The 23,812-nt window shown below is 71.0% G+C and carries 22 protein-coding genes; 14 read left to right on the top strand and 8 right to left on the bottom strand.

Going from position 1 to position 23,812, the window contains the following annotated elements; all coding sequences use genetic code 11:
• Window positions 1–50 precede the first annotated feature (50 nt).
• Window positions 51–1,796, bottom strand: a complete 1,746-nt coding sequence (locus ACIA5G_RS20910) for an AMP-binding protein (RefSeq protein WP_395925526.1) — start codon at window positions 1,794–1,796, stop codon at window positions 51–53.
• Window positions 1,793–2,659 carry an esterase/lipase family protein gene (locus ACIA5G_RS20905; protein ID WP_395925524.1) on the bottom strand — a complete coding sequence of 289 codons (867 nt, stop codon included), beginning with the start codon at window positions 2,657–2,659 and terminating at the stop codon, window positions 1,793–1,795. Before ACIA5G_RS20905 ends, ACIA5G_RS20910 begins: the two co-directional genes overlap by 4 nt.
• A gap of 115 nt (window positions 2,660–2,774) precedes the next feature.
• Here ACIA5G_RS20905 and ACIA5G_RS20900 point away from each other — a divergent pair, with 115 nt between their 5' ends.
• From ACIA5G_RS20900 to ACIA5G_RS20890, 3 genes are all read left to right on the top strand, one after another.
• Complete coding sequence (locus ACIA5G_RS20900; RefSeq protein WP_395925522.1) at window positions 2,775–3,899, top strand: PucR family transcriptional regulator; 1,125 nt, start codon at window positions 2,775–2,777, stop codon at window positions 3,897–3,899.
• Window positions 3,900–3,999: 100 nt separating this feature from the next.
• Complete coding sequence (locus tag ACIA5G_RS20895; RefSeq protein ID WP_395925520.1) at window positions 4,000–4,497, top strand: hypothetical protein; 498 nt, start codon at window positions 4,000–4,002, stop codon at window positions 4,495–4,497.
• A gap of 8 nt (window positions 4,498–4,505) precedes the next feature.
• Window positions 4,506–4,937 (top strand): hypothetical protein, encoded by a 432-nt coding sequence (locus ACIA5G_RS20890; RefSeq protein WP_395925518.1) that lies wholly within the window; start codon window positions 4,506–4,508, stop codon window positions 4,935–4,937.
• On the opposite strand, the gene ACIA5G_RS20885 is transcribed toward ACIA5G_RS20890, so the two are convergent.
• Genes ACIA5G_RS20885 through ACIA5G_RS20870 form a run of 4 tightly spaced genes read right to left on the bottom strand, consistent with a single transcriptional unit; the run spans window position 4,919 to window position 9,654 of the window.
• A complete protein-coding gene (locus ACIA5G_RS20885) occupies window positions 4,919–6,547 on the bottom strand; it encodes a DUF885 domain-containing protein (RefSeq protein ID WP_395925515.1) in 1,629 nt (542 codons plus the stop codon). The genes ACIA5G_RS20890 and ACIA5G_RS20885 overlap by 19 nt on opposite strands.
• 21 nt (window positions 6,548–6,568) lie before the next feature.
• A complete protein-coding gene (locus ACIA5G_RS20880) occupies window positions 6,569–7,339 on the bottom strand; it encodes an IclR family transcriptional regulator (protein ID WP_395925513.1) in 771 nt (256 codons plus the stop codon).
• Between the two features lie 53 nt (window positions 7,340–7,392).
• Window positions 7,393–8,898, bottom strand: coding sequence for a GMC oxidoreductase (locus ACIA5G_RS20875; RefSeq protein WP_395925511.1), 1,506 nt, complete (start codon window positions 8,896–8,898; stop codon window positions 7,393–7,395).
• Window positions 8,899–8,910: 12 nt separating this feature from the next.
• Entirely contained in the window at window positions 8,911–9,654 is a 744-nt protein-coding gene (locus tag ACIA5G_RS20870; protein ID WP_395925509.1) for an SDR family NAD(P)-dependent oxidoreductase, read from the bottom strand.
• A gap of 105 nt (window positions 9,655–9,759) precedes the next feature.
• On the opposite strand from ACIA5G_RS20870, the gene ACIA5G_RS20865 reads away from it, so the two are divergent.
• The 5 genes from ACIA5G_RS20865 to ACIA5G_RS20845 all read left to right on the top strand — a co-directional run bounded on the left by ACIA5G_RS20865 (window position 9,760) and on the right by ACIA5G_RS20845 (window position 14,606).
• Complete coding sequence (locus tag ACIA5G_RS20865) at window positions 9,760–10,836, top strand: ABC transporter permease (protein WP_395925507.1); 1,077 nt, start codon at window positions 9,760–9,762, stop codon at window positions 10,834–10,836.
• Window positions 10,778–11,821: a sugar ABC transporter substrate-binding protein gene (locus tag ACIA5G_RS20860; RefSeq protein WP_395925505.1), complete on the top strand. Its 1,044-nt coding sequence runs from the start codon at window positions 10,778–10,780 to the stop codon at window positions 11,819–11,821. Before ACIA5G_RS20865 ends, ACIA5G_RS20860 begins: the two co-directional genes overlap by 59 nt.
• A 1-nt stretch (window position 11,822) precedes the next feature.
• Window positions 11,823–13,265 carry a sugar ABC transporter ATP-binding protein gene (locus ACIA5G_RS20855; protein WP_395925503.1) on the top strand — a complete coding sequence of 481 codons (1,443 nt, stop codon included), beginning with the start codon at window positions 11,823–11,825 and terminating at the stop codon, window positions 13,263–13,265.
• Between the two features lie 494 nt (window positions 13,266–13,759).
• Entirely contained in the window at window positions 13,760–14,011 is a 252-nt protein-coding gene (locus ACIA5G_RS20850; RefSeq protein ID WP_395925500.1) for a hypothetical protein, read from the top strand.
• 52 nt (window positions 14,012–14,063) lie between these two features.
• Window positions 14,064–14,606 carry a hypothetical protein gene (locus ACIA5G_RS20845; protein WP_395925498.1) on the top strand — a complete coding sequence of 181 codons (543 nt, stop codon included), beginning with the start codon at window positions 14,064–14,066 and terminating at the stop codon, window positions 14,604–14,606.
• Window positions 14,607–14,695: 89 nt separating this feature from the next.
• Here ACIA5G_RS20845 and ACIA5G_RS20840 read toward each other — a convergent pair whose 3' ends face one another.
• Complete coding sequence (locus ACIA5G_RS20840; protein WP_395926480.1) at window positions 14,696–17,293, bottom strand: glycoside hydrolase family 3 protein; 2,598 nt, start codon at window positions 17,291–17,293, stop codon at window positions 14,696–14,698.
• A gap of 362 nt (window positions 17,294–17,655) precedes the next feature.
• On the opposite strand from ACIA5G_RS20840, the gene ACIA5G_RS20835 reads away from it, so the two are divergent.
• Window positions 17,656–17,970 carry a GNAT family N-acetyltransferase gene (locus ACIA5G_RS20835; protein ID WP_395925496.1) on the top strand — a complete coding sequence of 105 codons (315 nt, stop codon included), beginning with the start codon at window positions 17,656–17,658 and terminating at the stop codon, window positions 17,968–17,970.
• Between the two features lie 342 nt (window positions 17,971–18,312).
• Here the strand turns inward: ACIA5G_RS20835 and ACIA5G_RS20830 are convergent, their stop codons facing one another.
• Entirely contained in the window at window positions 18,313–18,846 is a 534-nt protein-coding gene (locus tag ACIA5G_RS20830; protein WP_395925493.1) for an Lrp/AsnC family transcriptional regulator, read from the bottom strand.
• A 77-nt stretch (window positions 18,847–18,923) separates the two neighbouring features.
• Between ACIA5G_RS20830 and pdhA the strand changes: the two genes are divergently transcribed.
• Genes pdhA through ACIA5G_RS20805 form a run of 5 tightly spaced genes read left to right on the top strand, consistent with a single transcriptional unit; the run spans window position 18,924 to window position 23,777 of the window.
• Window positions 18,924–20,000, top strand: coding sequence for a pyruvate dehydrogenase (acetyl-transferring) E1 component subunit alpha (gene pdhA / locus ACIA5G_RS20825; protein WP_395925491.1), 1,077 nt, complete (start codon window positions 18,924–18,926; stop codon window positions 19,998–20,000).
• A complete protein-coding gene (locus tag ACIA5G_RS20820) occupies window positions 20,000–20,995 on the top strand; it encodes an alpha-ketoacid dehydrogenase subunit beta (protein ID WP_395925489.1) in 996 nt (331 codons plus the stop codon). The genes pdhA and ACIA5G_RS20820 overlap by 1 nt, the downstream gene beginning before the upstream one ends.
• A complete protein-coding gene (locus ACIA5G_RS20815) occupies window positions 20,988–22,172 on the top strand; it encodes a dihydrolipoamide acetyltransferase family protein (RefSeq protein ID WP_395925488.1) in 1,185 nt (394 codons plus the stop codon). The genes ACIA5G_RS20820 and ACIA5G_RS20815 overlap by 8 nt, the downstream gene beginning before the upstream one ends.
• A gap of 55 nt (window positions 22,173–22,227) precedes the next feature.
• Window positions 22,228–22,776: a hypothetical protein gene (locus tag ACIA5G_RS20810; RefSeq protein ID WP_395925487.1), complete on the top strand. Its 549-nt coding sequence runs from the start codon at window positions 22,228–22,230 to the stop codon at window positions 22,774–22,776.
• A complete protein-coding gene (locus tag ACIA5G_RS20805; protein ID WP_395925485.1) occupies window positions 22,773–23,777 on the top strand; it encodes a hypothetical protein in 1,005 nt (334 codons plus the stop codon). The genes ACIA5G_RS20810 and ACIA5G_RS20805 overlap by 4 nt, the downstream gene beginning before the upstream one ends.
• Window positions 23,778–23,812 lie beyond the last annotated feature (35 nt).

Here is a 23,812-nt window from a genome sequence, read left to right as displayed (position 1 = left end):
ACGACTCGTTCATCGCGCCGGACGCGGTGAACGAGTCGTTCATGAGCCGCCTACCGCGCCCGATCGGCGTAGTGCCAGCGGAAGGCGTAGGCGTCGAGGGCGGAGTCGAGCGCGTCGGAGGGGGCGGCCGCGATGACCACCACCGGTTCGTCGCGGTCCAGTTCCACCGTCACCTTGACGTCGTCGAGGCCGAGGGCCGCCAGTTCGTCTTCGGCCACCCGCCGCAGGGTGTCCTGGCGCAGTGCGGGTTTGTACTGCTTGCCGACCGCCGTCAGCGGGATCTCCGGCACGACGTGCACCTCCTTCGGCACCGCCGCGCGCTCAGAAACCCGGGAAGCCGCCCACTCCAGCAACTCCTCGGCGGGCGTCGGGGCGTGCAGCGTCACGTAGACCACCGGGACCTCGCCCGAGTGCCGGTCCGGCCGCCCCACCGCGGCCGCACCGGACACCGCCGGGTGCGCCAACAGGGCCTCTTCGATCGTCGCGGGGTCGATGTTGTGCCCGCCCCGGATGATCAGGTCCTTCGCCCGACCGGCCAGCCGGACGAAGCCCTCGGCGTCGACGCTGCCCAGGTCACCCGTGTCGAGCCAGCCGTCGACTACCTTGCCCGCCGGGTCCGGTCTTCCGTCGCGGAGGTAGCCGGGGAAGACGTTCGGGCCGCGGATCACCAGCACCCCGGTCTCGCCGGCCGGCAGGTCGGTCCAGCCGTCACCGGTGATCCGGACGGCCTTGAGCTGCTGGTACGGCATCCGCTGCCCGACCGTGCCGGGCCGCGAGACGCCGGGGAAGCCGCGGGCGGACGCGCACGTGCCCTCGGTCAGGCCGTACCCCTCGACCAGGTCGACACCGGTGTGCTCACGCCACTGCCGCCGCACCGCCGCGGGCAGCGGGGCCGCGCCGACGATCGGGAACGTGAGACTGCTGATGTCCGCGTCGACCGGCACCTGCGCGAGTACGGCGTAGACCGTCGGCACGGCGGACATCGCGCCGATCCGGTAGCGCTCGACGATTCGCCAGAACACCGGGTACAGCGTCGGGTCGCGGTAACCGAGCGGGCCCGCCCAGACCACGTGCTGGCCCTTGAACAGCGGCGCCAGCCCGGTGACGATCAGCGCGTTGACGTGGAACAGCGGCAGCGCGGCGAGCAGCACGAGGTCGGCGGCGCCGGTGGACGCGGCGAGCGTCCAGGCCATGCCGACCTCGCCGGCCTGGGTGTGCACGGCGATCTTCGGGGTGCCGGTGGAGCCGCCGGTGTGGAAGTAGCCCGCGAAGTCCGACCCGCGGGGCGGCTCGGCGTGCAGCCGGACCGGGTCGGCCTGGCCGGCCAGCGCGGCCAGCCGCCGGAGCGAAAGCACCGGACGGCCGACGTCGAGACCGGCGTCGGCCGCGATCACGAGGCGAGCGCCGGACGTCTCCAACAGCTCCCGCACCTGGTGCGGCGCGAGGCCGGGGTTGACCGGCGCGGCGATGCCGACGGCCTGGGCCGCCAGCGTCGCCGCGAAGACGTCACCGCTGTTGGGCGCGAGGAGCGCAACCGCGTCCCGCCGGGTGACACCCAGGTCGGTGAGCACGTTCGCGATCCGGTGGACGCGGGCGAGCAGCTCGCCGAACGTCCAGGTCACCGGCTGTTCCCACGCCTCGCCCGAGGGCAGCAGCGTGAGGGCCGGGCGGTCGGCGAACCGCGTCCCGGCCTGCCGGAGGAGCTCGTAGGTGCTCTCCGGCAGGCCGCGGTCTTCGAGCGGGACGGCTTCGATGACGGCGAGGTCCTCGGGGCCGTCGTAGCGGGGCCAGGTCATCCGGGCGAGCCCACGGCGCAGACCTTGATCGGCGTGGCGTGCGCCGGGTCGAGGGCGTTGCGGACCAGGTGCCAGACGTTGAGGTCGTAGGCCTCGCCGATGTGCCCGACCGGGTCGAACGGGCAGAAGTCCTGGACGTACTGGTTCCGCACGCCGGGCTCGCGGATGAACGACGTCTCGGTCGGGGTCACCAGCTCGTCGTAACGCGAGGTGATGATCGTGTAGCCGATGCCGGGCTGGGCGACCGGGCCGGTGTTGAGGGCGACGATCGCGGCGCCGCCGTCCAGCTCGTCGGCGAAGATCGGCAGGCCGATCGTCTTGACGATGTTGTCCCAGGTGCTCTTGCCGAGCAGCTTGTAGGCCAGCGTGAGGAGCCCGGACGCGTTGGCGCCGTGGGTCGGCGGGGCGATCGCGACGACCTGGCCGATCTCACTCTGGATGCCCTGCATCTTGGCCAGGTAGATCGACTGGAGGCCGCCTTCGGAGTGCCCGACGACGTCGACCTTGGCCGCGCCGGTGGCCCCGCGGACCTTCTCGACGAAGTTCTTGATCTCCAGCGAGGACTCCGCGACCGGCTTGAGGCCGCCGGCGAACGGGAACTGCGGGTAGGCGCCGTAGGTCAGCGAGAACGTGCAGTAACCGCGGGCGGCGAGGTCGGCCTGGAGGAAGTTGAGGTCTTCGTAGTAGGTGGCGAAGGTGCCGTGGAGCAGCACGACCGGGTTCGGGTGGGCGGCACTCGGGCGGCAGCCGAAGTCGTTGTTGCCGCCGGCCGTCGTCGCCGCCTGGACCGGTGCGGCCGCGCCGAGCGCGAGCACGCCCGCCAGGCCGATCGCGGCCAGCCATCGTTTTGTTCCCCGCGCCATTGCGAAGTCCCTTCGTCTGGTTGTCATGCACAGCATGCGCCACCCGATCAAGGCTGTCTGCTGGCAAAACAAGCAGAAACTTGCCGGAGCCGTTTGTGCATGGTGACAATGTGGCATGGATTCCGTGGCCAAGCTGTTCCCTCGATCGGGTGAGATCGCCGCCGCGATGATCACGCGCTGTGCGGCGGAGATCCCGGAGTACCGGCTGTTGCCGGCGAGTGTGCTGGCGGGCGACCTGGTCGCCAACGCGACGGCGGTCTTCGAGCTGTTCCTGACCACGGTCGCCGAGGACCGGCGGCCGACCGAGGACGAGCTGGCGCTGCCGATCGCGTGGGGCGCCGAGCGTGCGCGGGACGGCCTGCCGCTGGAAGCCGTGCTGAAGATCTACCCGCTCGCCGCCGGTGTCGCGTGGGAGCTGGTGGCCCGCACCGGCGACCCGGCCACGCTCGGCGCGCGGATGCTGGACTTCCTCGGCGAGGTGATGCCGCGCGTCGCCTCGGCGTACCTGCGGGAGCGCGACGACCTCGACTGGGAACAGCGGGAGGACCGCCAGAACCTCGCGGCCAGCCTGCTCGCCGGCCGTCCGGTGCGGCACCGTGAACTGGCGCCGAGCTACCACGTCGTCGTGTTCCACCTGCCGCTGGTGCCCACCTCCTCGGGCTCTCGCGAGGCGACGGACCTCTTCCGCGCGGTCCGGTCCGATTTGGACGGTCAGGCTGGGGTGCTGGTGACGTTCAAGGGGGACGGCGGGGTGCTGCTGGTGCCGTCCTCGTCGTCCGTCGACCCGGTCGCGGCGCGGGTGGACGGCATCTGCGGCCGGCCCTGCACCGCCGCGACGGCTCGCGCCGCGACGCTTGCGGACATTCCGGCCGCGCACTCCGAAGCCACGGAAATCCTTGCCCTGGCGGAGAGTTTGGGTCGTCCGCCGCGACTGTACCGGCTCGCCGACCTGGCGATCGAATACCAGCTGGCCCAGCCGAGCCCGGCGCGGGAAGCGCTCGCCGCGGTTTTGGCGCCGCTCGAGGACCACCCGCACCTGATCGACGCCCTGCGCGCATTCGTCACGTCGGACTACAACCGCGGGGAAGCGGCGACGGCGTTGAACATCCACCGCAACACGCTCACCTACCGCCTCGGCCGCGTGCAGCTGATCACCGGCTACGACGCAACCCAGCCCGCAGACGCCCGCCACCTGGCCGCGGCGATGACGGCTTACGACATAACGCGCCGGAACGGCTGAATTCAACGGGATAACGCTTGGGTCCCGTTCTCGAACTTCCGTAGCGGATTTCGCCGGGCGGCCGATTCCTGGGTGGCGAACACGGAAGAAGTTGATTCTGATGAAAGCTGCCGGAATTCTGATCACCGCCCTGGTCGTGGTGGGTGCTGCCGCGTGTGGAACGCCGGTGGTGGGTGTGCCGGTCGCCGTGCCCCTCGCCCCGGCGCCGACGACCAGCACGGCCACGGCCACGGTCGCCGTGCCCGCTCCGCAGACGGTCTACGTGCAGCAACCGCCCGCTCCGGTCGACGTCGCGCCGGCCGACACCGCGGCGGCGCGCACGATTTTCGCTTACTACGACGCGATCAACCGCCGCGACTTCACCACCGCGTGGTCGCTCGGTGGCAGCCGCATCGCGGGCGGCGGCGGATACGCCAAGTACACCGACGGTTTCGCGACGACCGCGTGGGACACGCTGACCGTCACGGACGTCCGCGGCAACACGGTCTACGTGGTGCTGTCCGCCGTGCAGACCGATGGCAGCACGCGCACGTTTTCCGGCACCTACACCATTTCCGGCGGCGTCATCGTCGGCAGTCACATGACCCGAACGAAATGAGCCAGCCCATGCGTTTCCTCCGCGCGACCGCCGCCCTTTCCGCCGTTCTCGCCCTCGCCGCCTGCGGTCTGCCGCGCACCGTTGCCGGCAGCCCGGCCCAGGCGCCCGCGGTCACGGCGACCGTCACCGCTCCCAGTGTGCCGACCGTCACCGTGCAGCCGCCGCAAACCGTTGTTGTGCAGCCGCAGCCGCAACAGACCGTTGTTGTTGCGCCCAGAGCCACTTCCGGTCAGTGGTACGCCCAGTCGAGCTGGATCAACACGCAGCCGTGGGTCACCATCACCCCCTCGGCCGGGCAGACGCCGTGCCAGTGGCTCTACGCGCGCGGTTACTCCTACGCGCAGGCGTACGCGGCTTGGGCGCAGAACGGCTACCCGGCGAGCTGGTCCGCCACGAACGACGGTTACCCGTGCCAGAAGTCCTACGGCATGCAGCACTGATCGACCCAGGCGCGGACGACGTCGTCCAGCACCTTCAGGGGCAGCGGTCCGCTGTCGAGCACCACGCCGTGGAAGTCCTTGAGGGAGAAAGAATCCCCGAGCTTCTCCGACGCGAACCGGCGCAGGCGCAGGATTTCCAGCCGTCCGGTCAGGTACGCCAGCGCCTGGCCGGGGGATTCGATGTACCGGTCCGTTTCGGACTGCACCTCGACCTCACTGAGCACCGTGTGCGCTCGCAGGAATTCGACACACTGCTCGCGCGTCCAGCGCAGCGCATGCAAGCCGGTGTCGACGACCAGGCGCGCCGCGCGCAGCGAATCCTCGGCCACCATGCCGAGCCGCATCACTTCGCCGGAGAAGAGGCCCATCTCGTCGGCGAGCCGTTCGGTGTAGAGCGCCCAGCCCTCGCTGTAGGCGGTGATCAGCGCGATCCGCCGCAGCTGCGGCAACTCGGTCAGCTCCTGCGCCAGTGATTCCGCGAAGTGGTGGCCCGGCACGGCTTCGTGGAACGCCACCGTCTCGCCGATGAACCGGTCGCGGGTGCGCACGTCGTGGGTGTTGGTGAAGTACACGCCCGGGCGTGAGCCGTCGAGGGCGGGCGGCATGTAGTACGCCGGCGGGGCGACCGGCGCTTCCGCCTCCGGGACGGCCCGCACGACGCACTCGGCGGCCGGCACGCGGGGAAACCAGCCCGGCGCGGCGGCGGTCGCGCGGGTGATGGCCGCGCGTGCGATTTCGAGCATCTCCTCGGCGTCACGCCAGCGAAGGCTTTCGTCGGTGCGCAGCCGGCGGCGCACCTCGGCCGGGTCGGTCAGCCCGAACACGCGGCCGCCGAGCTCGGTGTACTCGGCTTCGAGCCCGGCGAGGACGTCGAGGCCCAGCTGGTGCAGCTCCGCGGGCGTGTGATCGGTGGTCGTGTGCATGCGCGCCAACGCTGCGTAGTGCGCTTCGCCGTCTTCGAGCCAGCAGATCCCCGGCTCGTGGTCGGGACGGCCGCGCCCGGCCAGCTCGGTCGTGACGAACTCGCGGTAGCGGGCGAGCGCGGGCCGCACCACCTCGGCCACCAGCCGGTCGCGGCGCTCGGCGCGGTCGCCGGTCAGCGGCAGGGGGAACGGTTTTTCCTGCGCCAGGAACCGGTCCAGGAACCCGATCGTGGTGTGCGCCATCCGCTCGACGTGCCGGTGCGAGCTGTCGCGCTGGCGCTGGGCCAGGGCGGCGTAGAACGCCGGGAACGCGGCCAGCCGGGCCAGGAAGTCTTCCTCGGCCTGCTCGCCGGACGCCGTCAGCTGCGGCAGGAACGTCAGGTGGCTGACCCCGATCGCGAACATCGGGTTGGCCAGGGTGAACTCGACGTCCCGCGCAGCGAGGCGGGCCAGCACCGCCTCCGCCTGCTGGACGACCACGCCGAGCGTCACGCGGTCGGCGTCCGGCGAGACCCGCGCCCGTGCCAGGACGTCGGCGGCGCGGGCCCGCAGCCGCGCCTGCCCGGCCTCGCTCGGGTCGCCCAGTTCGGCGTCGTGCCCGGGGATGCCGACGAAGGTCGCTTCGAGCGGGGTCCAGGTGGCCAGCACGTCCAGGAGCTCGTCCGCGAGCGCGGCGGCGGAGGTCATCCCGTCATTGTGTCGGCGTGCTCACCCGCGATCCAGCGGATTTCGCACCGGGGCGAGCGCGAGTTCGCGGGACAGCGCCAGCGCCGCGGTCCGCACCGCGGGGGCCAGCCGGTCGAGGTCCAGCTTCGCCGCGTTGCCCGTGATGGACAGCGCCGCGAGCACCCGGCGCCGCGCGTCGAACACCGGCGCGGCGACCGCCGACACCCCGACTTCGTACTCCTCGTGGTTGACGCCGTAACCGCTTTCGGCCGCGCGGGCCAGCTCCTGCCGCAGCCGCCCGGGCGCGACGATCGTGCGGGGTGTCCAGCGCGCCAGCCCGGCGACGGCGACCCGGCGGAAGTACTCCGGCGAGCCGAGCGCGAGGAACACCTTCCCGGTCGCGGTGCAGTGCAGCGGCAGCTTCCCGCCGACCTCCGACTCGATCGGCATCGACCGCCGTCCGCTCACCTTCTCCAGGAACAGCGTGTGCGGGCCGTCCTGCACGGCGAGGTGGATGTTCTCGTGCGTAGCCTCGTACAGGTCTTCTAGGTACGGCAGCGCGGCCTCGCGCAGGTCGCGCCGCCGCGGGACGCGCTGGCCCAGCTCGAACAGCTTCATGCTGAGCCGGTAGCGGCCGTCGCTGCGTTCCAGCCCGCCCCAGTTCACGAGCTCCGCGGCCAGCCGGTGCACGGTCGGTTTCGGCAGGCCCGTCCGCGCGGTCAGCTCGGCCAGCGACAGCGTGGTGTCGGCCGAGGAGAACGCGTCCAGCAGCATCAGGCCGCGGGCGAGCACGGACTTCGGCGGGCCGCTCATCCCGTGATGATGATCCGGTGCCGCCCCGGGGGCAACGCCGCTGAGCCGAGCGGTCACCGGATCGCCCCGGCGACCTTGGCGGCCAGCGCCAGCACGGTCAGCGCCGGCGGCACCGAAAGCACCGCGGGCAGCACGGATCCGTCCCCGACGTACAGGCCGTCGACGTCGTGGGAGCGGCCGTCCGGGCCGACCACCGACCGTGCCGGATCGTCCCCCATCGGCGCGCCGCCCTGCGGGTGGGCCGCGGTCAGCCCGCTCCAGACGACGTCACGGGCCCCCGCCGCGCGCAGGACGGCGACGCCGAACTCGAGCGCCGCGGCCAGCCGCCGCCGCTCGGCCGTCGAAAACCGTTTGCCCACGACGACTTCGCCGCCGAGGCCGAGGTCGGCGACGGCGGTGTTGTCGTCGGCCACGAGGACCCGCAGCCCGAGCCAGTGCGGATAGCCGCGGACGACTTCGGCGAGCCGCCCGCCCCACAGCGGCCGGTCGCGGGGGTCGACCAGGCCTTCGGCGAACGCCACCGGCTCGGGCCGCACGGTCGCCTCGACCGCGATCCCGTCGTGGGAGTCGCAGCACGCGGTGGTGGCGCAGCCGGCGGGCTCGGGGAACCAGCCGTAGACCAGCCGGGCCGGGTGCAGGCCGAGCGTGCGGCCGGCCAGCCGCGCCGACGGTGTGTCGAGCCCGGCCTGCTCACCGGTGCGGACCAGGATCCGCGGGGTCTCCAGCGGCCCGGCGGCGAGCACGACGACCGGGGCGCGCAGCTCACCGTCGCAGCCGTCGCGGGTGTAGGCGACGCCGGTGACCTTCGGCCGCCGGCCCGCCGTGTCGAGGAGGACGTGCCGGACGCCGTGCCGGGTCCGCACCCGCGCCCCGCCCGGCGCCGGGATCGACGGCCAGCTCAGCCGCGGCCGCAGGGGAGTGCCGAGGGCCACGAAGCCGGGCTCGACGACGGCCGGGGAACGGTCTGAGCTGTCCGGCGGCCCCAGCCGCGCTTCCACCCGCGAGTACCACGGCTCGAGGTCCTCGGGGCCGAACGGACCCGTCGCGCCGAGCAGCCCGGTGCTCTGGTGGAACTTCGCGACGTCGGCCGCGGGCGCGCGCTCGGCGGCCACCGGCCCGGGTCCGCCGGCCAGCACTACCTCGTCCACTGTGGACACGAACCGGGCCGGGGCGGGGACGACGTCGAGCAGCAGCACGTCGGCGCCGCGCCCGGCCAGGTCCGCGGCGATCGGCGCGCCGCCGAGGCCGACGACCAGCACGTCCGCCCCGTCGGGGCCGCGCCGCCCCGGCGGGGCGTGGTCGCCGTAACCCGCCTCGATCGCCAGCCGGCGGAACCGCTCGAAGGCGGCGCTGCCGGCCAGCCGCGACAGCTCGCGCGCGTCGGTGACCCCCGCCAGGACGCCGATCGCGGCGTGCACGGCGTCCTCCTCGCCCGCGCTCAGGCCGGCCAAAGTTGCGGCGAGGTAGCGGTCCGGCCGGCCGGCGGCCGAGCCGGGGACGAGCAGTTCGCACACCCGAGTCACCACGGCCGCTTCGCCGGCGCCCAGCAGCTCGACCACCTCGCGTCCCCCTCAATGGAAAGCCGAGCCGCCGTCGACGTTCAAGGTCTGGCCGGTGAGGAAGCCGCTGCCCTCGTCGACGACGTAACGCAGGGTGGACACCAGGTCCGCGGGGCTTTCCGTGCGCGGCACCGCCTGCCGGGCGCGGACCCGTTCGAAGCCGCCGCCGGCGCCGGTTGTCTGTGCGGCGGTTTCGGTCGACGTCAGCCCGGGCGAGATGGCGTTCACCGTGATGCCCTCCGGGCCGAGCGCGTTCGCCAGCGCGCGCGTGAACCCGACGAGCCCGGACTTCGACGTCGTGTAGGCGACCAGGTCCGGCGGGCCGAGGAAGACGACCGCGGACACGATGTTCACCACCCGGCCCCAGCCGGCGGCCCGCAGGTGCGGCAGCGCGGCCCGGGTGACCAGGAACGGCCCCTCCAGGTTCAGCCGCATCACCTGCCGCCAGTCGTCCACAGTGGTCTCTTCGAAGGCGATCGGCGGGTAGATCCCGGCGTTGTTCACCACGATGTGCAGGGCGCCGAAGATGTCCACGACCTGTTCCACCGCGGCCTCGACGGCGACCGGGTCGGTCACGTCGACCGGCATCGGGAGGAACTCCCCGCCGGCGGCGACCACCCGCGCGGACGTTTCGGCCTGGTCCACCACGTCCCAGCCGGCCACCCGGTGACCGAGCCCGGCGAGGGTGACGGCGAACTCCCGGCCGAGCCCGCGGGCGGCTCCGGTGACCACGGCGACCCGGCTGCTGGACGGCATGGCGGGCAGCGTGACGGCGGCAGCCGGGTCGCGGCAAGGTCACCGTTTCACCCACCGAAACGCGCGTCTTGCCGAACTCGCGGACGGCTGGTCACCTTCGCGGCTATGTCCACCCGGCTCGTCGACACCTCCGGCGGGACCGCCGCGCGCCCTTGGTACCGCCACCTCGTGCGCGACGAGCTCGGTGTGGTGCTGGTCCTGGTCGTACTGGTGGGCGTCGTCGGGCTGGCACACCCGGACTTCCTGCGGCCGCTCAACCTGCTCTCCACCGCGCAGAGCTCGGTCTACGTCGGCCTGATGGCCTGCGGGATGGTGTTCCCGCTGGCCATGCGCGAGGTCGACCTGTCCCTTGGCGGGCAGTACGCGCTCGGCATCGTGCTCGGCGCGGTGCTGATCCGCGACGGCTGGTCGCCGTGGCTCGCGCTGCCGGCGATCCTGCTGGCCGCGACCGCGCTCGGCTGCCTCAACGGCGTGCTCACCACCTACCTGCAGCTGCCGTCGTTCATCGTCACGCTGGCCGCGGCGCTGCTCTTCCGCGGCGCCGCACTGGCGCTGGCCGACGGCAAGCAGATCAGCGGCATGCCGCTGGACCACGCGTTCTTCAGCGTGCTCGGCGGTGAGCTGGCCGGCGTGCCGACGTCGGTCTGGGTGCTGCTGGCCGCGACGGTGGTGCTCACGGTGGTGTTCACCCGGACCCGGTTCGGGGCGCGGGTGCGGGCCGTCGGGTCCAACCCGGACGCCGCCGAGTTCAGCGGCCTGCCGATCGCCCGGACCCGGATCGCCGCGCTCGGCCTGTCCGGCTTCATGGGCGGGGTCGCCGCCGTGCTCGGGCTGGCGTTCTTCACCGCGGGCGACCCGACCGTCGGCAACGGGTACGAGCTGACCGCGATCGCGGCCTGCATCATCGGCGGCACCCCGCTCGCCGGCGGGCGCGGCTCGGTGCCGGGCGCGGTGCTCGGCAACCTCATCCTCACCACCGTCGCGGCCAGCCTGGTGTTCCTGCAGGTGCCGATCAACTGGACGACGTTCGCCACCGGCGCGGTGATCCTGGTCGCCGTCGCCTTCGACAGCGTGCTGCGCCGCACGCGCGGCCGAGGCTTGTTCCCGCGTTCGAGGAGGAACCGTGAAAAGCATCCCGATCCTGGCCCTGGTCGTGTGCCTGACCGCGAGCGCCTGCGGTAGTTCGGGGGACTCCGGTGGCGGTCGGTTGAAGATGGGCATCGCGGTGGCCAACATCAGCCTCAACTTCGCCCACGAGATGGTCGAAGGCGCGGAAACCGCGGCGCAGCACGAAGGTGGCGTCGACTTCAAGGCGGTCGGGCCGCCCAACACCGACGGCCCCGCCGAGCAGCAGCTGTTCACCAACCTCACGCAGACCAACCCGGACGGCGTGGTGCTGGAGAACCTCGACCCGCCGATCTTCACCCGGCCCGCCGCGACGGCGATCGACCGCGGGGTCCCGGTGGTCGCGCTCGACACCGCGCCCACCGACGGCAGCAAGATCACTTTCTACGTCGGCAACGACAACTACGACCTCGGGGTGCAGCTCGCGCAGGAGCTGCTGAAGCGGCTGCCCGCCACCCCGTCCGGCATGGTGGTCGTCGGGGTGCCGAACCCGGGGACGCCGGTGCTGGACAGCCGTGCTCGCGGGATCAAGGAGACGTTGAACGCCAAGGCGCCCGGGATCAAGGTGCTCGGCCCGTTCCAGACCTACAGCGACCCCAACCAGAACTACGGCGCGTGGTCCGCGCTGGTGCACGCGAACCCCACGGCGCTGGCGTTCCTCGGGGTCGGCGACGCGGACAGCTACGACCTCGCGAAGATCAAGCAGACCGAGAACGGCAAGTACCTCGTCGCGGGCGCCGACGTCGACGCGAAGACGTTGCAGGGGGTCGAGGACGGCCTCGACTTCGTCACCATCGACCCCGAGCACTTCCTCAAGGGGTACGTCGTGACCGCGCTGCTCATCCGCTCGGTCAAGGAGAAGAAGCCGCTGCCGCAGGGCTGGCTGCGGATGCCCGGGCTGGTCGTCGACTCGTCGAACATCGACTCGGTGATCAAGCGCCAGACGTCCACGCAGGCCGCCTACGACTTTTACAAGCCGGAGATCGACCGCATCCTGGCGAACCCGCAGGCCCTGGTCCGGCCGCTGGCCGAGGCCCGCTGACGTGCTGCGCGCCACCGGCCTGACCCGGCGCTACGGCGGGGTCACCGCACTGTCCGAAGTGGACATCGTGCTGGCGCCGGGCGAGGTGCACGCGGTGGTGGGGGAGAACGGCGCGGGCAAGTCGACGCTGGTGAAGATCCTCTCCGGCGTACTCCGGCCGGACGCGGGAGCGCTTTCCCTGAATGGCGCTCCCGTGACGTTCTCCAGTGCGGGGGACGCGGTCGGCCGCGGCGTCTCGCTGGTGGCCCAGGAGCTCGCGGTGTTCCCCGACCTCACCGTGGTGGAGAACCTGTTCCCGCTCGACGCGCCCCGCCGCGGCCCGCTGCTCAGCTTCCGCCGGATGGCCGCGCGTGCGGCGCCGGTGCTGGCGGAGCTGGGCCTCGACGTGCCGCTCGACGCCCGCGCCGGCTCGCTGTCGCTGGCCGACCAGCAGCTGCTGGAGATCGGCCGGGCGCTGCTGCGCGACCCGGCGGTGCTGATCCTCGACGAGCCGACGTCGGCCCTGCCCAGCGAGGCCGTCGACCGGCTGATGGTGGTGCTGCGCAAGCTGGTCTCACGCGGGGTCGCGGTGCTGTACGTATCGCACTTCATCGAGGAGGTGCTGCGGATCGCCGGACGTGTCACCGTGCTGCGCGACGGCCGGGCCGTGCTCGCCGGCGTCGACACGGCGTCGGTGGACCTCGACGGCGTCGTCACGGCGATGCTGGGTGACCGGAAGCTGACGTCCTACGAGCGCCGGCCGGTCGACCCGGACCGGCCGCCCGCCGTGGTCGTCGACGACCTGGCGGTCGCCGTGGCGCCGGGGGAGATCGTCGGGCTGGCCGGGCTGCAGGGCGCCGGGCACCTGACGGTGCTGGCGATGCTGTCCGGCCGGGCGCGGGGCCGGGTGAACGGCGCTGCGGCGCCGCGCTCACCGCGGGCCGCGGTCCGGGCCGGGACGGCGTTCGTGCCGAGTGACCGCAAGCGCTACGGCCTGATGCTCGACAAGCCGGTGTGGCAGAACACGAGCGTGGTGGCCTGGCTGGCCCTCGGCCGCGGCGGCCGGTGGCTGCGCCGTCGCGCCCACGTCTCGGCCGCACGTTCGCTGGTGACCCGGCTGCGCATCAGCGGCACCCCGGACGACCTCGTGTCGAGCCTGTCCGGCGGCAACCAGCAGAAGGTGGTGGTCGCCAAGTGGCTTTTGTCGGATCCGGCGTTGCTGCTGCTGGACGACCCGACCCGCGGCGTCGACGTCGGCGTCCGAGCGGAGATGCACGGCGTGATCGCGGCGATGGCGGCGGAGGGCAAGCCGGTCCTGCTGGCGTCGACCGACCTGGCGGAGCTGTGCGAGCTGTGCGACCGGGTCTTGGTGTTCCAGCGCGGCCGAGTCGTGGCGCGGCTGACGCGGGCGGAACTGTCGGAACGGGCGTTGAGCGTGGCGATGAACGCGGGCTTCACCGCCTGACCAGGCTGAATGACCACCGCAGGAAGCACTCTGAGGTCTCGGGGAGTCGTTGCGGACCTCCGAGACCTCAGGCGATGAGTGCCGTGCCACCGGCCGCTCATCTGGGGCCGTGCTCCGACTTCACCGTCTTGACACTCGGAACCCCGTGCGCGGGACTAGTCCGCGCGCGTTGACCACTTAACCAAAAGTCGCTCCTGAATGGCATACTGGTATATACCGGAATTGCACTCTGCGGCGGCGATCTAGGGTGCTGACCAGCAGAAGAATTCCTTGGACACTTCTTGGCCTTGGACGCGAACTTCGCCTGATGCGTGCATTGTGCCGAACTCGGGTGGGAGTATCGAATTCGTTCCTGCCCGTAAGGTGCAGTCGAGGCGGGGAACGTCCGACACCGAGTGCCACCTCGTGTCGGGCGTGAGATCCGGTGTCTCCGACTTCACCGACTCGACCGGCGTCCCGGCACCTCGGGGCGTCGCGACCCAGGAGCAACGATCATGCCCCCGAAGCAGCAATGGCCGTGCGCGCTTGTCGCAGGCGATCTGCCGATCATGACAGCCCGGCACGCGGCGATCCTGGTGATCATGATGTCACTCCTGCTCGGGGTGCATCTGCTTGCCGAGGACTACAGACTTGTCCTTGCCGGGCTTCTCGCATGCGCTGGCTTTTCGATCGATTTTCATGCAGGAGGGCCACTGGTGGTGGTGAATCTGCGTTTTGTCGCTCTCGGTTCGGGTTCGAGTCGGTGAGTGGCATATGACTATTTCTGTAGATAGTCGGCCGTTGCGGAGTTGGCGTCCGATGCGACGCAGTGGTCTTCAACTGCAGCGTTGCCAGAAGGAGGTCGTCGAACGTGGCCCGGAGACCTTCAAGTCCACCGAACGTGTGGTATTGACGTCGGAGGAGCTGGCGCTGGCCACAATTCCGGAGTTCCTGGTGATGTTGCGACTCGTGTTGGAAAAGTCCGGCTTGACCGCAGGCCAAGTCGCGGCGAAAACGTCGATCGCCCGGAGTTCCGCGTACAACCTGGTGGCTGTCACAAGGACGGGACTGCCGATCGATCCCGGCCAGGTGCGTTTGTTCCTGAGTGGTTGTGGTCTGCGGATCGAGCAAGTTGACGAGGTGATGCATGCGTGGAAGCGGCTGGGCTTTGATCGTCGCCGTCGTCGGAGCGGGAGAGCGGCCAAGCCGGAGTCAGCGCCTCGGAGGAGAGCCCCAGGAGCTGACACGTGCCTGGAACACATTCAGCGCTCCCGTGCGTCGGGCGATCTCGCCGGCGCGGCGGCGTGGGCGCGGCGGTTGGCGGAAGCTCTGCTGGCTGAATGTGCTCAACCGGGTGTGTAGGCACCGAGCATCTGCGCGTTTGTCGTCGTTCGAAGCAAATCTGAACCAGAAACCGGGCCGGGAGCGGTGTGCTCCCGGCCCGGTCGTCGTCAGGTCAAATCGGAACAGGGTCTTGCGTCAGGATCCTTCGCCCCCTGTGGCACCCACCGCACGTTCGCGAACGAGGCCGAGAACGGGCCGTCGGTGTACACCAGGAACGGGGTGTTGATGTTCTCGAAGTCCAGCCCGTTGTTGAAGCAGGACAACGGGATCTTCACCGACGCCTTCACCCCCGTCGAACCGAGGTCCGTGAACAGCTTCGTCGCGTTCACCTCGGAGAAGCACGGGTAGACGCAGTGCATGCTGATCACCGTCCGGTTGGTCGGCGCCTGGTGCACGATCGTGTCGAACTCCAGGGCCGCGTCGGCGTTCAGGTAGCTGCGCAGGTCGTTGGTGCCCGCCGGGTTCTGCAGGTAGATCTGGGCCGGGCCGGTGCCCGTCCAGGTCGTCTTCAGCCCGTCGGCCTGCACGTTGACGTCCGCCGGGACGACGTTGATCTCGCTGTGCGCCGCGGTGCCGTCCGGGCCGATCTCGGTGCCGCCCCAGTTCTCCGCCGAGCCGATGAAGCTCTTGTACGGCGCGACGTCGGTGCGGTCGTAGATCGACAGGTCCTCGGTCGCGGTCCCGCCGCCACCGGTGGAGGTGCACGACGCCGGCCCGGGGGTCTCGTCGAGCTGCCCGATGGTGACGCGCTGGCCGGTCTTGAGGCCGTAACCGAGCTTGAACAGCGGGTCGTAGTCCGGCGACCACGGGTTGAGCGGCGACTGGCACGCGCTCTTCGGCCACGAGTAGGACAGCTTGGCCGTGTACCCGCCGTTGACGTCCTTGCCCTTGACCATCAGGTCCGCGACGCCGCCGCCCTCGGAGCCCGGCAGCCACGCGGCCACGAACGCGTCGGAGCGGTTGATCTCCTTGTTCATGTACAGCGGGCGGCCGCCGACGTACACGGTGGCGACCGGGGTGCCCTTGCCGCTGACCTTGTCCAGCACGGCCAGGTCCTCGGGGTAGAGCTTCGAGGCCTCCAGCGTCTTGCGGGTCAGGTCGCCGACACCCTCGGCGTACGGCGTCTCACCGATGACGGCGATGACGGCGTCGAAGCCCTTGGGGTCCACGTCGCCCTTCTCGTCGAAGGTGACGTTGGCGTCGCCGAGGTCCTGCTTGAGCCCGGCGAGGATCGAGGTGGCGTTCGGGAAGTCGGCGTTGGTGTTGCCGGTGCCCTGCCAGCTCAGCGTCCAGCCGCCGGTCTGGTTCTGGATGCTGTCGGCGCTCTTGCCGACCACCAGGACCTTGGACTTCGGCTTGAGCGGCAGCACGTTGCCGTTGTTCTTCAGCAGCACCTGCGACTCGCGGGCGGCGGCGCGGGCGAGCTGGTGGTCGGTCAGCGCCGCGCCCGATTCGGCGAACGAGCGGTCCGACGGCGCCTGGGCCTCGAAGATCCCGTCACGCAGCTTGACACGCAGGATGCGGGTCACCGCGTCGTCGATCCGCGCCATCGGGATCTGGCCGCTCTGCACCTGGGCGACCGTGTTGGTGATGAACGCCTTCCAGTCGGCGGGCACCATCACGACGTCGATGCCGGCGTTGATCGCCTGCGGGCAGGACGAGTTCGTGCAGCCGGGGACCTGGCCGATGCCGTTCCAGTCGGACACGACGAGGCCGTCGAAGCCCATCTTGCCCTTGAGGATCTGGTTCAGTGCCTTGTCGCTGCCGTGCAGCTTGCCCTCGTTGATGCCGAGGTCGGTGTTGGTCCAGCTGTTGAACGACACCATCACGGTCTGGGTGCCGGCGGCGAGCGCGCCGTAGTAACCCTGGCCGTGGACGTTGATCATCTCGGCCTCGGACGACGGGTTGACCCCCTGGTCCTGGCCCTTGAGCGTGCCGCCGTCGCCGATGAAGTGCTTGGCGGTGGCGATCACGCCGCTGCGGCCGATGCGCTTGGTGGCTTCGTCCTGGAGACCGTCGATGGCCTCGTAACCGTACGCGCGGGTGATGCGCGGGTCCTCGGAGAAGCCTTCGTAGGTGCGGCCCCAGCGGTCGTCCTGGACGACGGCGAGCGTCGGCGAGAAGGCCCAGTCCTGCCCGGTGGCGCGGATCTGCCGCGCGGTGGCGGCGGCGACGTCGCGGGCCAGGCACGGGTCGTGCGCCGCGCCGAGGCCGATGTTGTGCGGGAAGACGGTGGCGCCGTAGACGTTGTTGTTGCCGTGTACGGCGTCGATGCCCCAGATGACGGGGATCTTCGTGCGGCTCGACTTGGACGCGTACCAGTAGGCGTCGGCGAGGTTCAGCCAGTCCTGCTGGGTGGCGTGCTTGTTGGCGCCCGGCCACGCGCCACCGCCGTTGAGGACGGTGCCGATGGCGTACTGGCGGACCTCGTCGGGGGTGATCGAGGTGATCTCGGGCTGCGTCATCTGCCCGACCTTCTCCTCCAGGGTCATCCCGGAGAGGATCTGGGCGATGCGCGCCTCGTCACCGGCCTTGCCCTTGAACCGGCTGTCGACCTTGGGCCAGTCCGCGAGGGTGGGCAGGCTCGGCTCGATCTTGGCGCAGCCGTACTTGTCCTTGGCCGGCTGGCCGATGACGGGCTGCTCCGCGGCTTGGGCCGTCTGGGGGATCGCCTGCGCGATCCCGCCCAGCAGGCTCAGGCTCATCAGCGTGACGAGCGAACTTCGGCGCGCACGGGACCACGCGCGGGATCTTCTGGCCATGGTCTGGTCCATTCTGCGATGAACGGCGGACCGGCCGATCCTCACCGGGCGAAGGGGACGGCGTCAATAGTTTCGGACGCTTGCGGGGCAAGTTAATTCTCGACATAAAATAAGAGTCGCCCGGCGGCTGGGCACGTCTAGCGGGCATTGTGCTTGCGGTCAAGGGTGCTGCGGGGCAAAGGTTCTGCCCCATGGACATCCGCCGGATCACTTCGCCTGCGCCGGTCGTGCAGGCCGGGCACCTTTTCGACGACCCTCCGCGACCTTCGGCCACTGAGCGCTTCCTCGCGTCCGAGGGGCATCACTTGCTGATCGCGTATGTGAACGACGAGCCGGCGGGGATGGTGACGGGGGTCGAGATGACGCACCCGGACAAGGGGACGGAGATGTTCCTGTACGAGCTGGGCGTCGACGCCGGGTTTCAAGGGCGGGGGATCGGCCGGGCCCTCGTGACGGCGTTGGCGGAGGTGGCCCGGGAGCGCGGGTGTTACGGCATGTGGGTGGTGACGTCGGCGGACAACACCGCGGCGCGGGCGACCTACCGCGGGGCGGGTGGCGTCGCGGAGGAGGGCCAGACGGTTCTGGTGTGGACGTTCGAGGAGCCCGGGCCGACCTCCTGATCACCCGAGCCGACCCTCCAGGTACGCGAGCCGACCGTCCAGGTACGCGAGCCGACCCTCTGGGTGCGCGAGCCGTCCCTCTGGGTACGCGAGCCGTCCCTCCGGGTACGCGAGTCGACCCTCTGGGTGCGCGAGCCGACCCTCTGGGTGCGCGAGCCGTCCGTCCCGGTACGCGGATGGCGCCTCGGTCCGCGTGATCGGACCCGGAACTCGCGTGACTGCGGACGGAACTCGCGTGATCGAAGGCGGAACTCGCGTGATTCGGCGCGCATCTCGTGTGATCAGGCGGGCATCTCGCGTGACTGGAGAGGCATCTCGCGTGATTGGAGGGGCATCACGGTGTCAGCCGAGGACCGAGCCGGGTAGTTCCTCGAAGATCAGCCACGTCCGGGTCGACCGGACCCCCTCCAGCGCCTGCAGCCGCTCCAGGACGACGTCTCGCAGCGTTGTGTTGTCCGGGGTTCGCACCAGCAGCAGGATGTCGAAGTCGCCGCCGACCAGGGCTACGTGGTCGACGTACGGGATGGCGTGGAGGTCCGTGGCCATCGTGCGCCAGGACGTCTGCTCGACCGTCACCATGATGTACGCCGACGTGCCCAGCCCGGCCCGGCGCGGGTCGATGCGGGCGCCGAAGCCGGTGATGACCCCTTCGGCCATCAGGCGCTCCAACCGCGCGTAAGCGTTCGTGCGCGAGATGTGCAGGCGCTCGGCCAGCGCGCGCACCGCGAGGCGGCCGTCCGCGGACAGCTCCGCCAGCATCGCGCGGTCGACGTCGTCGAGGGCCGGGACCGTTCGTCCCGTGAGCCCGTCCAGCGGCTGGGAGTCGGAAGACGTTTGGTCTGCGGAAGGACCATCGGGAGGCCGTTTGTCGCTCATTTCGCCGAGACCTTGAACAGACGACCAGCAGGAACCACCATTTCAGCATCATATGTCTGCGAGAGGTGGTGTGCGTCATGGCTCCGGAGACCCTGTTGCCGTCCGCGGCGCCGGTGCGGTTCGTCGCCGAGGACGGGAGCCGCGCCGACCAGCACGGCGCCTATGCCGAGCCGGCCGAAGACCGGCTCAAGAGCGCCTACCGGCTGATGGTCCTGGGCCGCCGGTTCGACGTCCAGGCGACCGCGCTCACCAAGCAGGGCCGCCTCGCCGTCTACCCCTCCAGCGCCGGCCAGGAGGCCTGCCAGGTCGCCGCCGCGCTCACGCTGAAGAAGCAGGACTGGCTCTTCCCGACCTACCGCGACTCCGTCGCCCTCATCGCCCGCGGCCTGAAGCCCGGCGAAGTGTTGACGCTGCTTCGCGGTGACGCGCACTGCGGCTACAACCCCGCCGAGACGCGCGTAGCGCCGCAGTGCACTCCGCTCGCGACGCAGACTCTGCACGCCGCCGGTCTCGCGCACGCGATGCAGCGACGCGGTGAAGACGCCGTCGCGCTCGCGCTCATCGGGGACGGCGCCACCAGCGAAGGCGACTTCCACGAAGCCCTCAACTTCGCCGCCGTCTTCAAGGCGCCCGCGGTGTTCTTCGTGCAGAACAACGGCTACGCGATCTCGGTGCCGTTCGAGAAGCAGAGCGCCGCGCCCGCGCTGGCGTACAAGGGGATCGGTTACGGCATGCGCTCGGAGCGGGTCGACGGCAACGACGCCGTCGCGGTCCTGAGCGTTCTCGACGACGCCGTCCGCCACGCCCGCGAAGGCCACGGCCCGGTCCTCGTCGAGGCCCACACCTACCGCATCGACGCTCACACCAACGCCGACGACGCCACCCGCTACCGCGACGCCGGCGAAGTCGCGAAGTGGCGCGAAGCAGACCCGGTGGCCAGGCTCGAGACCTACCTCAAGGCCCAGAAGGCCCTCAGCGACAACGAAATCGAGCAGTTCCGCAGCGATGCCGAGGACTTCGCCCAGACCGTCCGCGACACCCTCAACGCCGAGCCCGAGCTCGACCCGCTGTCGCTGTTCGACCACGTCTACGCCGAGCCGACCCGCCACTTGGAAGCGCAGCGGGCCGCTCTCAAAGCCGAGCTGGAGGCCTGATGACGACCACGATGGCGCAGGCGCTCAACGCGGCCCTGCGGGACGCGCTCAAGGACGACGACCGGGTGCTCGTGTTCGGCGAGGACGTCGGCCCGCTCGGTGGCGTCTTCCGGGTCACCGACGGCATCACCGCCGACTTCGGCGAGGACCGCTGCTTCGACACCCCGCTGGCCGAGTCCGGTATCGTCGGCTTCGCGGTCGGGATGGCGATGGGCGGCTTCCGCCCGGTGGTCGAGATGCAGTTCGACGCCTTCGCCTACCCCGCGTTCGAGCAGATCACCTCACACGTCGCGAAGCTGCGCAACCGCACCCGCGGCGCGCTCTCGCTGCCGATGGTCATCCGCATTCCCTACGCCGGCGGCATCGGCGGGGTCGAGCACCACTGCGACTCCAGCGAGGCCTACTACACGCACACGCCGGGCCTGCGCGTCGTCACGCCGGGCACCGCGCAGGACGCCTACGACCTGCTCCGCGACGCCATCGAGTCGCCGGACCCGGTCATCTTCCTCGAGCCGAAGGCCTGTTACTGGTCCGGCGAAGAAGTCAGCTTCACGCGCAGCGGTCCCGGCATGGACAAAGCCGTCGTGCGCAAAACCGGCAAGGACGTCACGCTCATCACCTACGGCCCGATGGTCGCCACCGCCCTGGAGACGGCCGAAGCCGCGAAGGACGAGGGCTGGGACGTCGAGGTGGTGGACCTGCGGTCCCTGAACCCGTTCGATGACGAGACCGTGACGGCGTCGGTGCGCCGTACCGGGCGGGCCGTCGTGGTCCACGAAGCCGCCGGGTTCGGTGGTTACGGTGCCGAGGTCGTCGCTCGCGTCACAGAGCAGTGCTTTCACCAGCTTCACGCGCCGGTGCTGCGCGTGACCGGGCTCGACATCCCTTACCCCGCGCCGAAGCTCGAGCGGCACATGCTGCCCGACGTCGACCGGATCCTCGACACGATCGCGCGCCTGCAGTGGGCCGACACCCCGGTGGTGGCCGGTGCCTGACTTCCTGCTGCCGGACCTCGGCGAAGGCCTGACCGAGGCGGCGATCCTCAACTGGCACGTCAAGATCGGCGACACGGTCAAGATCGACCAGATCGTCGTCGAGGTCGAGACGGCGAAGGCCGCGGTCGAGGTGCCCGTGCCGTTCGCCGGTGTGGTGTCCGCGCTGCACGGCGAGCCCGGGCAGCTGCTGCCGGTCGGCGCGCCGCTGCTGTCCGTCGGCGGGTTCGCCGAGCCGGGTGTGACGACGTCCTCCGGGAGCGGCAACGTCCTCATCGGTTACGGCACCGCGCCGACGACCCGCCGCAAGCGCGTCCGCCGCGTCGAAACGCCGGTTCCGAAGGCCAAGGCGCCCGGCGTCATCTCGCCGTTCGTCCGGAAGCTGGCTTCGGACAACGGGATCGACCTCGCGAAGGTCACCGCGACCGGCCCCGATGGCATCATTCGCCGCGCCGATGTCGAGGCGGCCCTGAAGAAGCCCGCTGCGAAGGGCTCGAAGGGCAAGCGCATCCCGTTGACCGGGATCCGCAAGGCCGTCGCCGACAAGCTCACGACGTCCCGGCGGGAGATCCCCGAGGCCACGGTCTGGGTGGACGTCGACGCGTCCGGGCTGGTCGCCGCCCGCGCGGCCCTGAACGCCAAGACGGACCGGCCGGTCAGCCTGCTCGGGCTGATCGCGCGGTTCGCCGTCGCGGGGCTGAAGAAGTACCCGGAGCTGAACTCGCGCGTCGAGGGCGACGAGATCGTGCTGCTGGACGAGATCCACCTCGGGTTCGCGGCGCAGACCGATCGCGGGCTGGTCGTCCCGGTCGTGCGGGACGCGGGGGAGCTGTCGACGCGGGACCTCTCGGCGGCGATCGGTGACCGCGCACGCACCGCACGGGACGGCAAGCTCGCCCCGGCCGAACTCACCGGCGGCACGTTCACCGTCAACAACTACGGCGTCTTCGGTGTCGACGGCTCGGCCGCGATCATCAATCACCCCGAGGCCGCGATCCTCGGCATCGGCCGGATCATCGACCGGCCGTGGGTGGTCGACGGCGCGCTGGTGGCCCGGAAGATCTGCGAGCTGACGCTGGCCTTCGACCACCGCGTCTGCGACGGCGGCACGGCGGGCGGCTTCCTCCGGTTCGTCGCCGACTGCGTCGAGTCGCCGGTCACGGCGCTGGGCGACCTGTAGCGACTCACCGTCGTCCTTGGCCGGTGGTGACGGTCCTGGCACTTAAAGTGTTCGCGTGACGACTCCAGCCCAGCACGACCGGGACCAGGCGGAAGCGCGCGTGGGCCGGCTCAAGCAGGACCTGCGGGACGGGCTGGTGACCCCGCCCGGTGACGTCGAGGTGATGGACGAGCTGGTGGCGACGGCGCACCGGCTGCTCGATGCCGAGCTGGCGTACGACGAGGCGAAGCACCGGCTCGCCAACGCCGAGCTCGAGTCGCGGCACGCGGCGACCCAGCGCGCTGTCGTGTACTTCGCGGCCGCGCCGGTGCTGGTGCCGCTGGTCGCCGCGGCGCTGGTGCTGTTCGAGGTGCTGAGCCCGCTCTGGCTGTTCGCGCTCGTCCCGCTGTTCGCCGCGGGCCTGTGGATCGGCTTCGGCCCGGTCCGCCGGGTCGGCGACGTCATCCGCGAGCGGACGCGGGCGGCGTGGGCGGGGAGCGTCACGGCGGTCTTGCTGGTCATGGCGCTGGTGCCGTGGGCCGGCTCGGTGGTCTGCACGATCCTCACGGCGCTGGGCATCGCGGCGACCGGCGCGGTGCTGTGGCGGGAAAGCCGGATCCCATGAGCCACGGTTACGCGACCTACGGCGACGATCCCGAGTTCGGGCAGGAGTACGCCGAATACCCGGAGACCGCCGACCCGACGCGACGAGACCTCGACGAGCTGTTCGCGGCGGTCGACGGGCTGCGCAGCGCCGTCGAGGAGGCCGACGACCGCGATCGCGGGCTGCGGCAGGACGTCGCCGACCTGACCGATCGCCTCGAGCGCGGCGGTGCGCACCACCAGCAGGACCGGCTCGACGTGCTCGGCCGGCAGCTGGAGCGGCTGCAGCAGCAGGTGCAGGCCCTCGAACGCGCGGTGCGGGTGTCCGACGGTGTGCCGCAGGCCGACCTCGACGACGTCGGCGCGGAGACCCGGGCCCTCGCCGCGGAGGCCGCGCGCTGGGACGACCTGCACAAGGAGCTCGTCACGAAGGAGCAGCGCGCCCGGCACCAGCAGGAGATCGCGCGCCTCGCTTCGGCGCACGAGGCCCACGCGCAGTGCGATCGTGACCTGCTGGACGTGATCGGGACCCTGGCTTCGACGGACCGCTCGACCCGGGCCCGCGGGGACGCGGAGTCACGGTTGCGCGCGCTGACGACCCGGCGCCGCACATTGCTGGACGAAGAGATCCCGGCGGCTTCCGAAGCCGCGGAGCAGGCGAAGCTGGCGCTGCGCGAGGCAGACGCGGTCGAGGCACGCGTGGTCCCGCAGCTGGAGCGCGCCGAACGTGCGTGGCACGACCTGCAAGTGCGGCTGCGGACCAGGATCACCGACGTGCTGGGCTCGAACGCGTTGCTGCCGCCGTGGTTCGGGCACGCGCTGGGCGTCGCGCCGCCGTCGGGGACGTCCGGCGACGCGTGGATCCGGACGGCGGCTTCAGTGCTGGCTTACCGGGTGACGTTCCGGATCAAGGACCAGGCGCTGCCGCTGGGCCCGCCGGCCGGCGACCACACGGACACCACGGAGCGGCGCTGGACCTGGCGGGCGAGGCTGGAGTCCGACCTCGACGAACTGGCCCTCTAGCGAATTCCGCCCCGGCCGGCGACGGTGATGAACTA

Source organism: Amycolatopsis sp. NPDC051758, assembly GCF_044453095.1.
In the GTDB taxonomy this organism is placed as follows: domain Bacteria; phylum Actinomycetota; class Actinomycetes; order Mycobacteriales; family Pseudonocardiaceae; genus Amycolatopsis.
The sequence above is the reverse complement of the archived record's forward strand: the minus strand, read 5'-3'. Positions and strand labels throughout refer to the sequence as shown.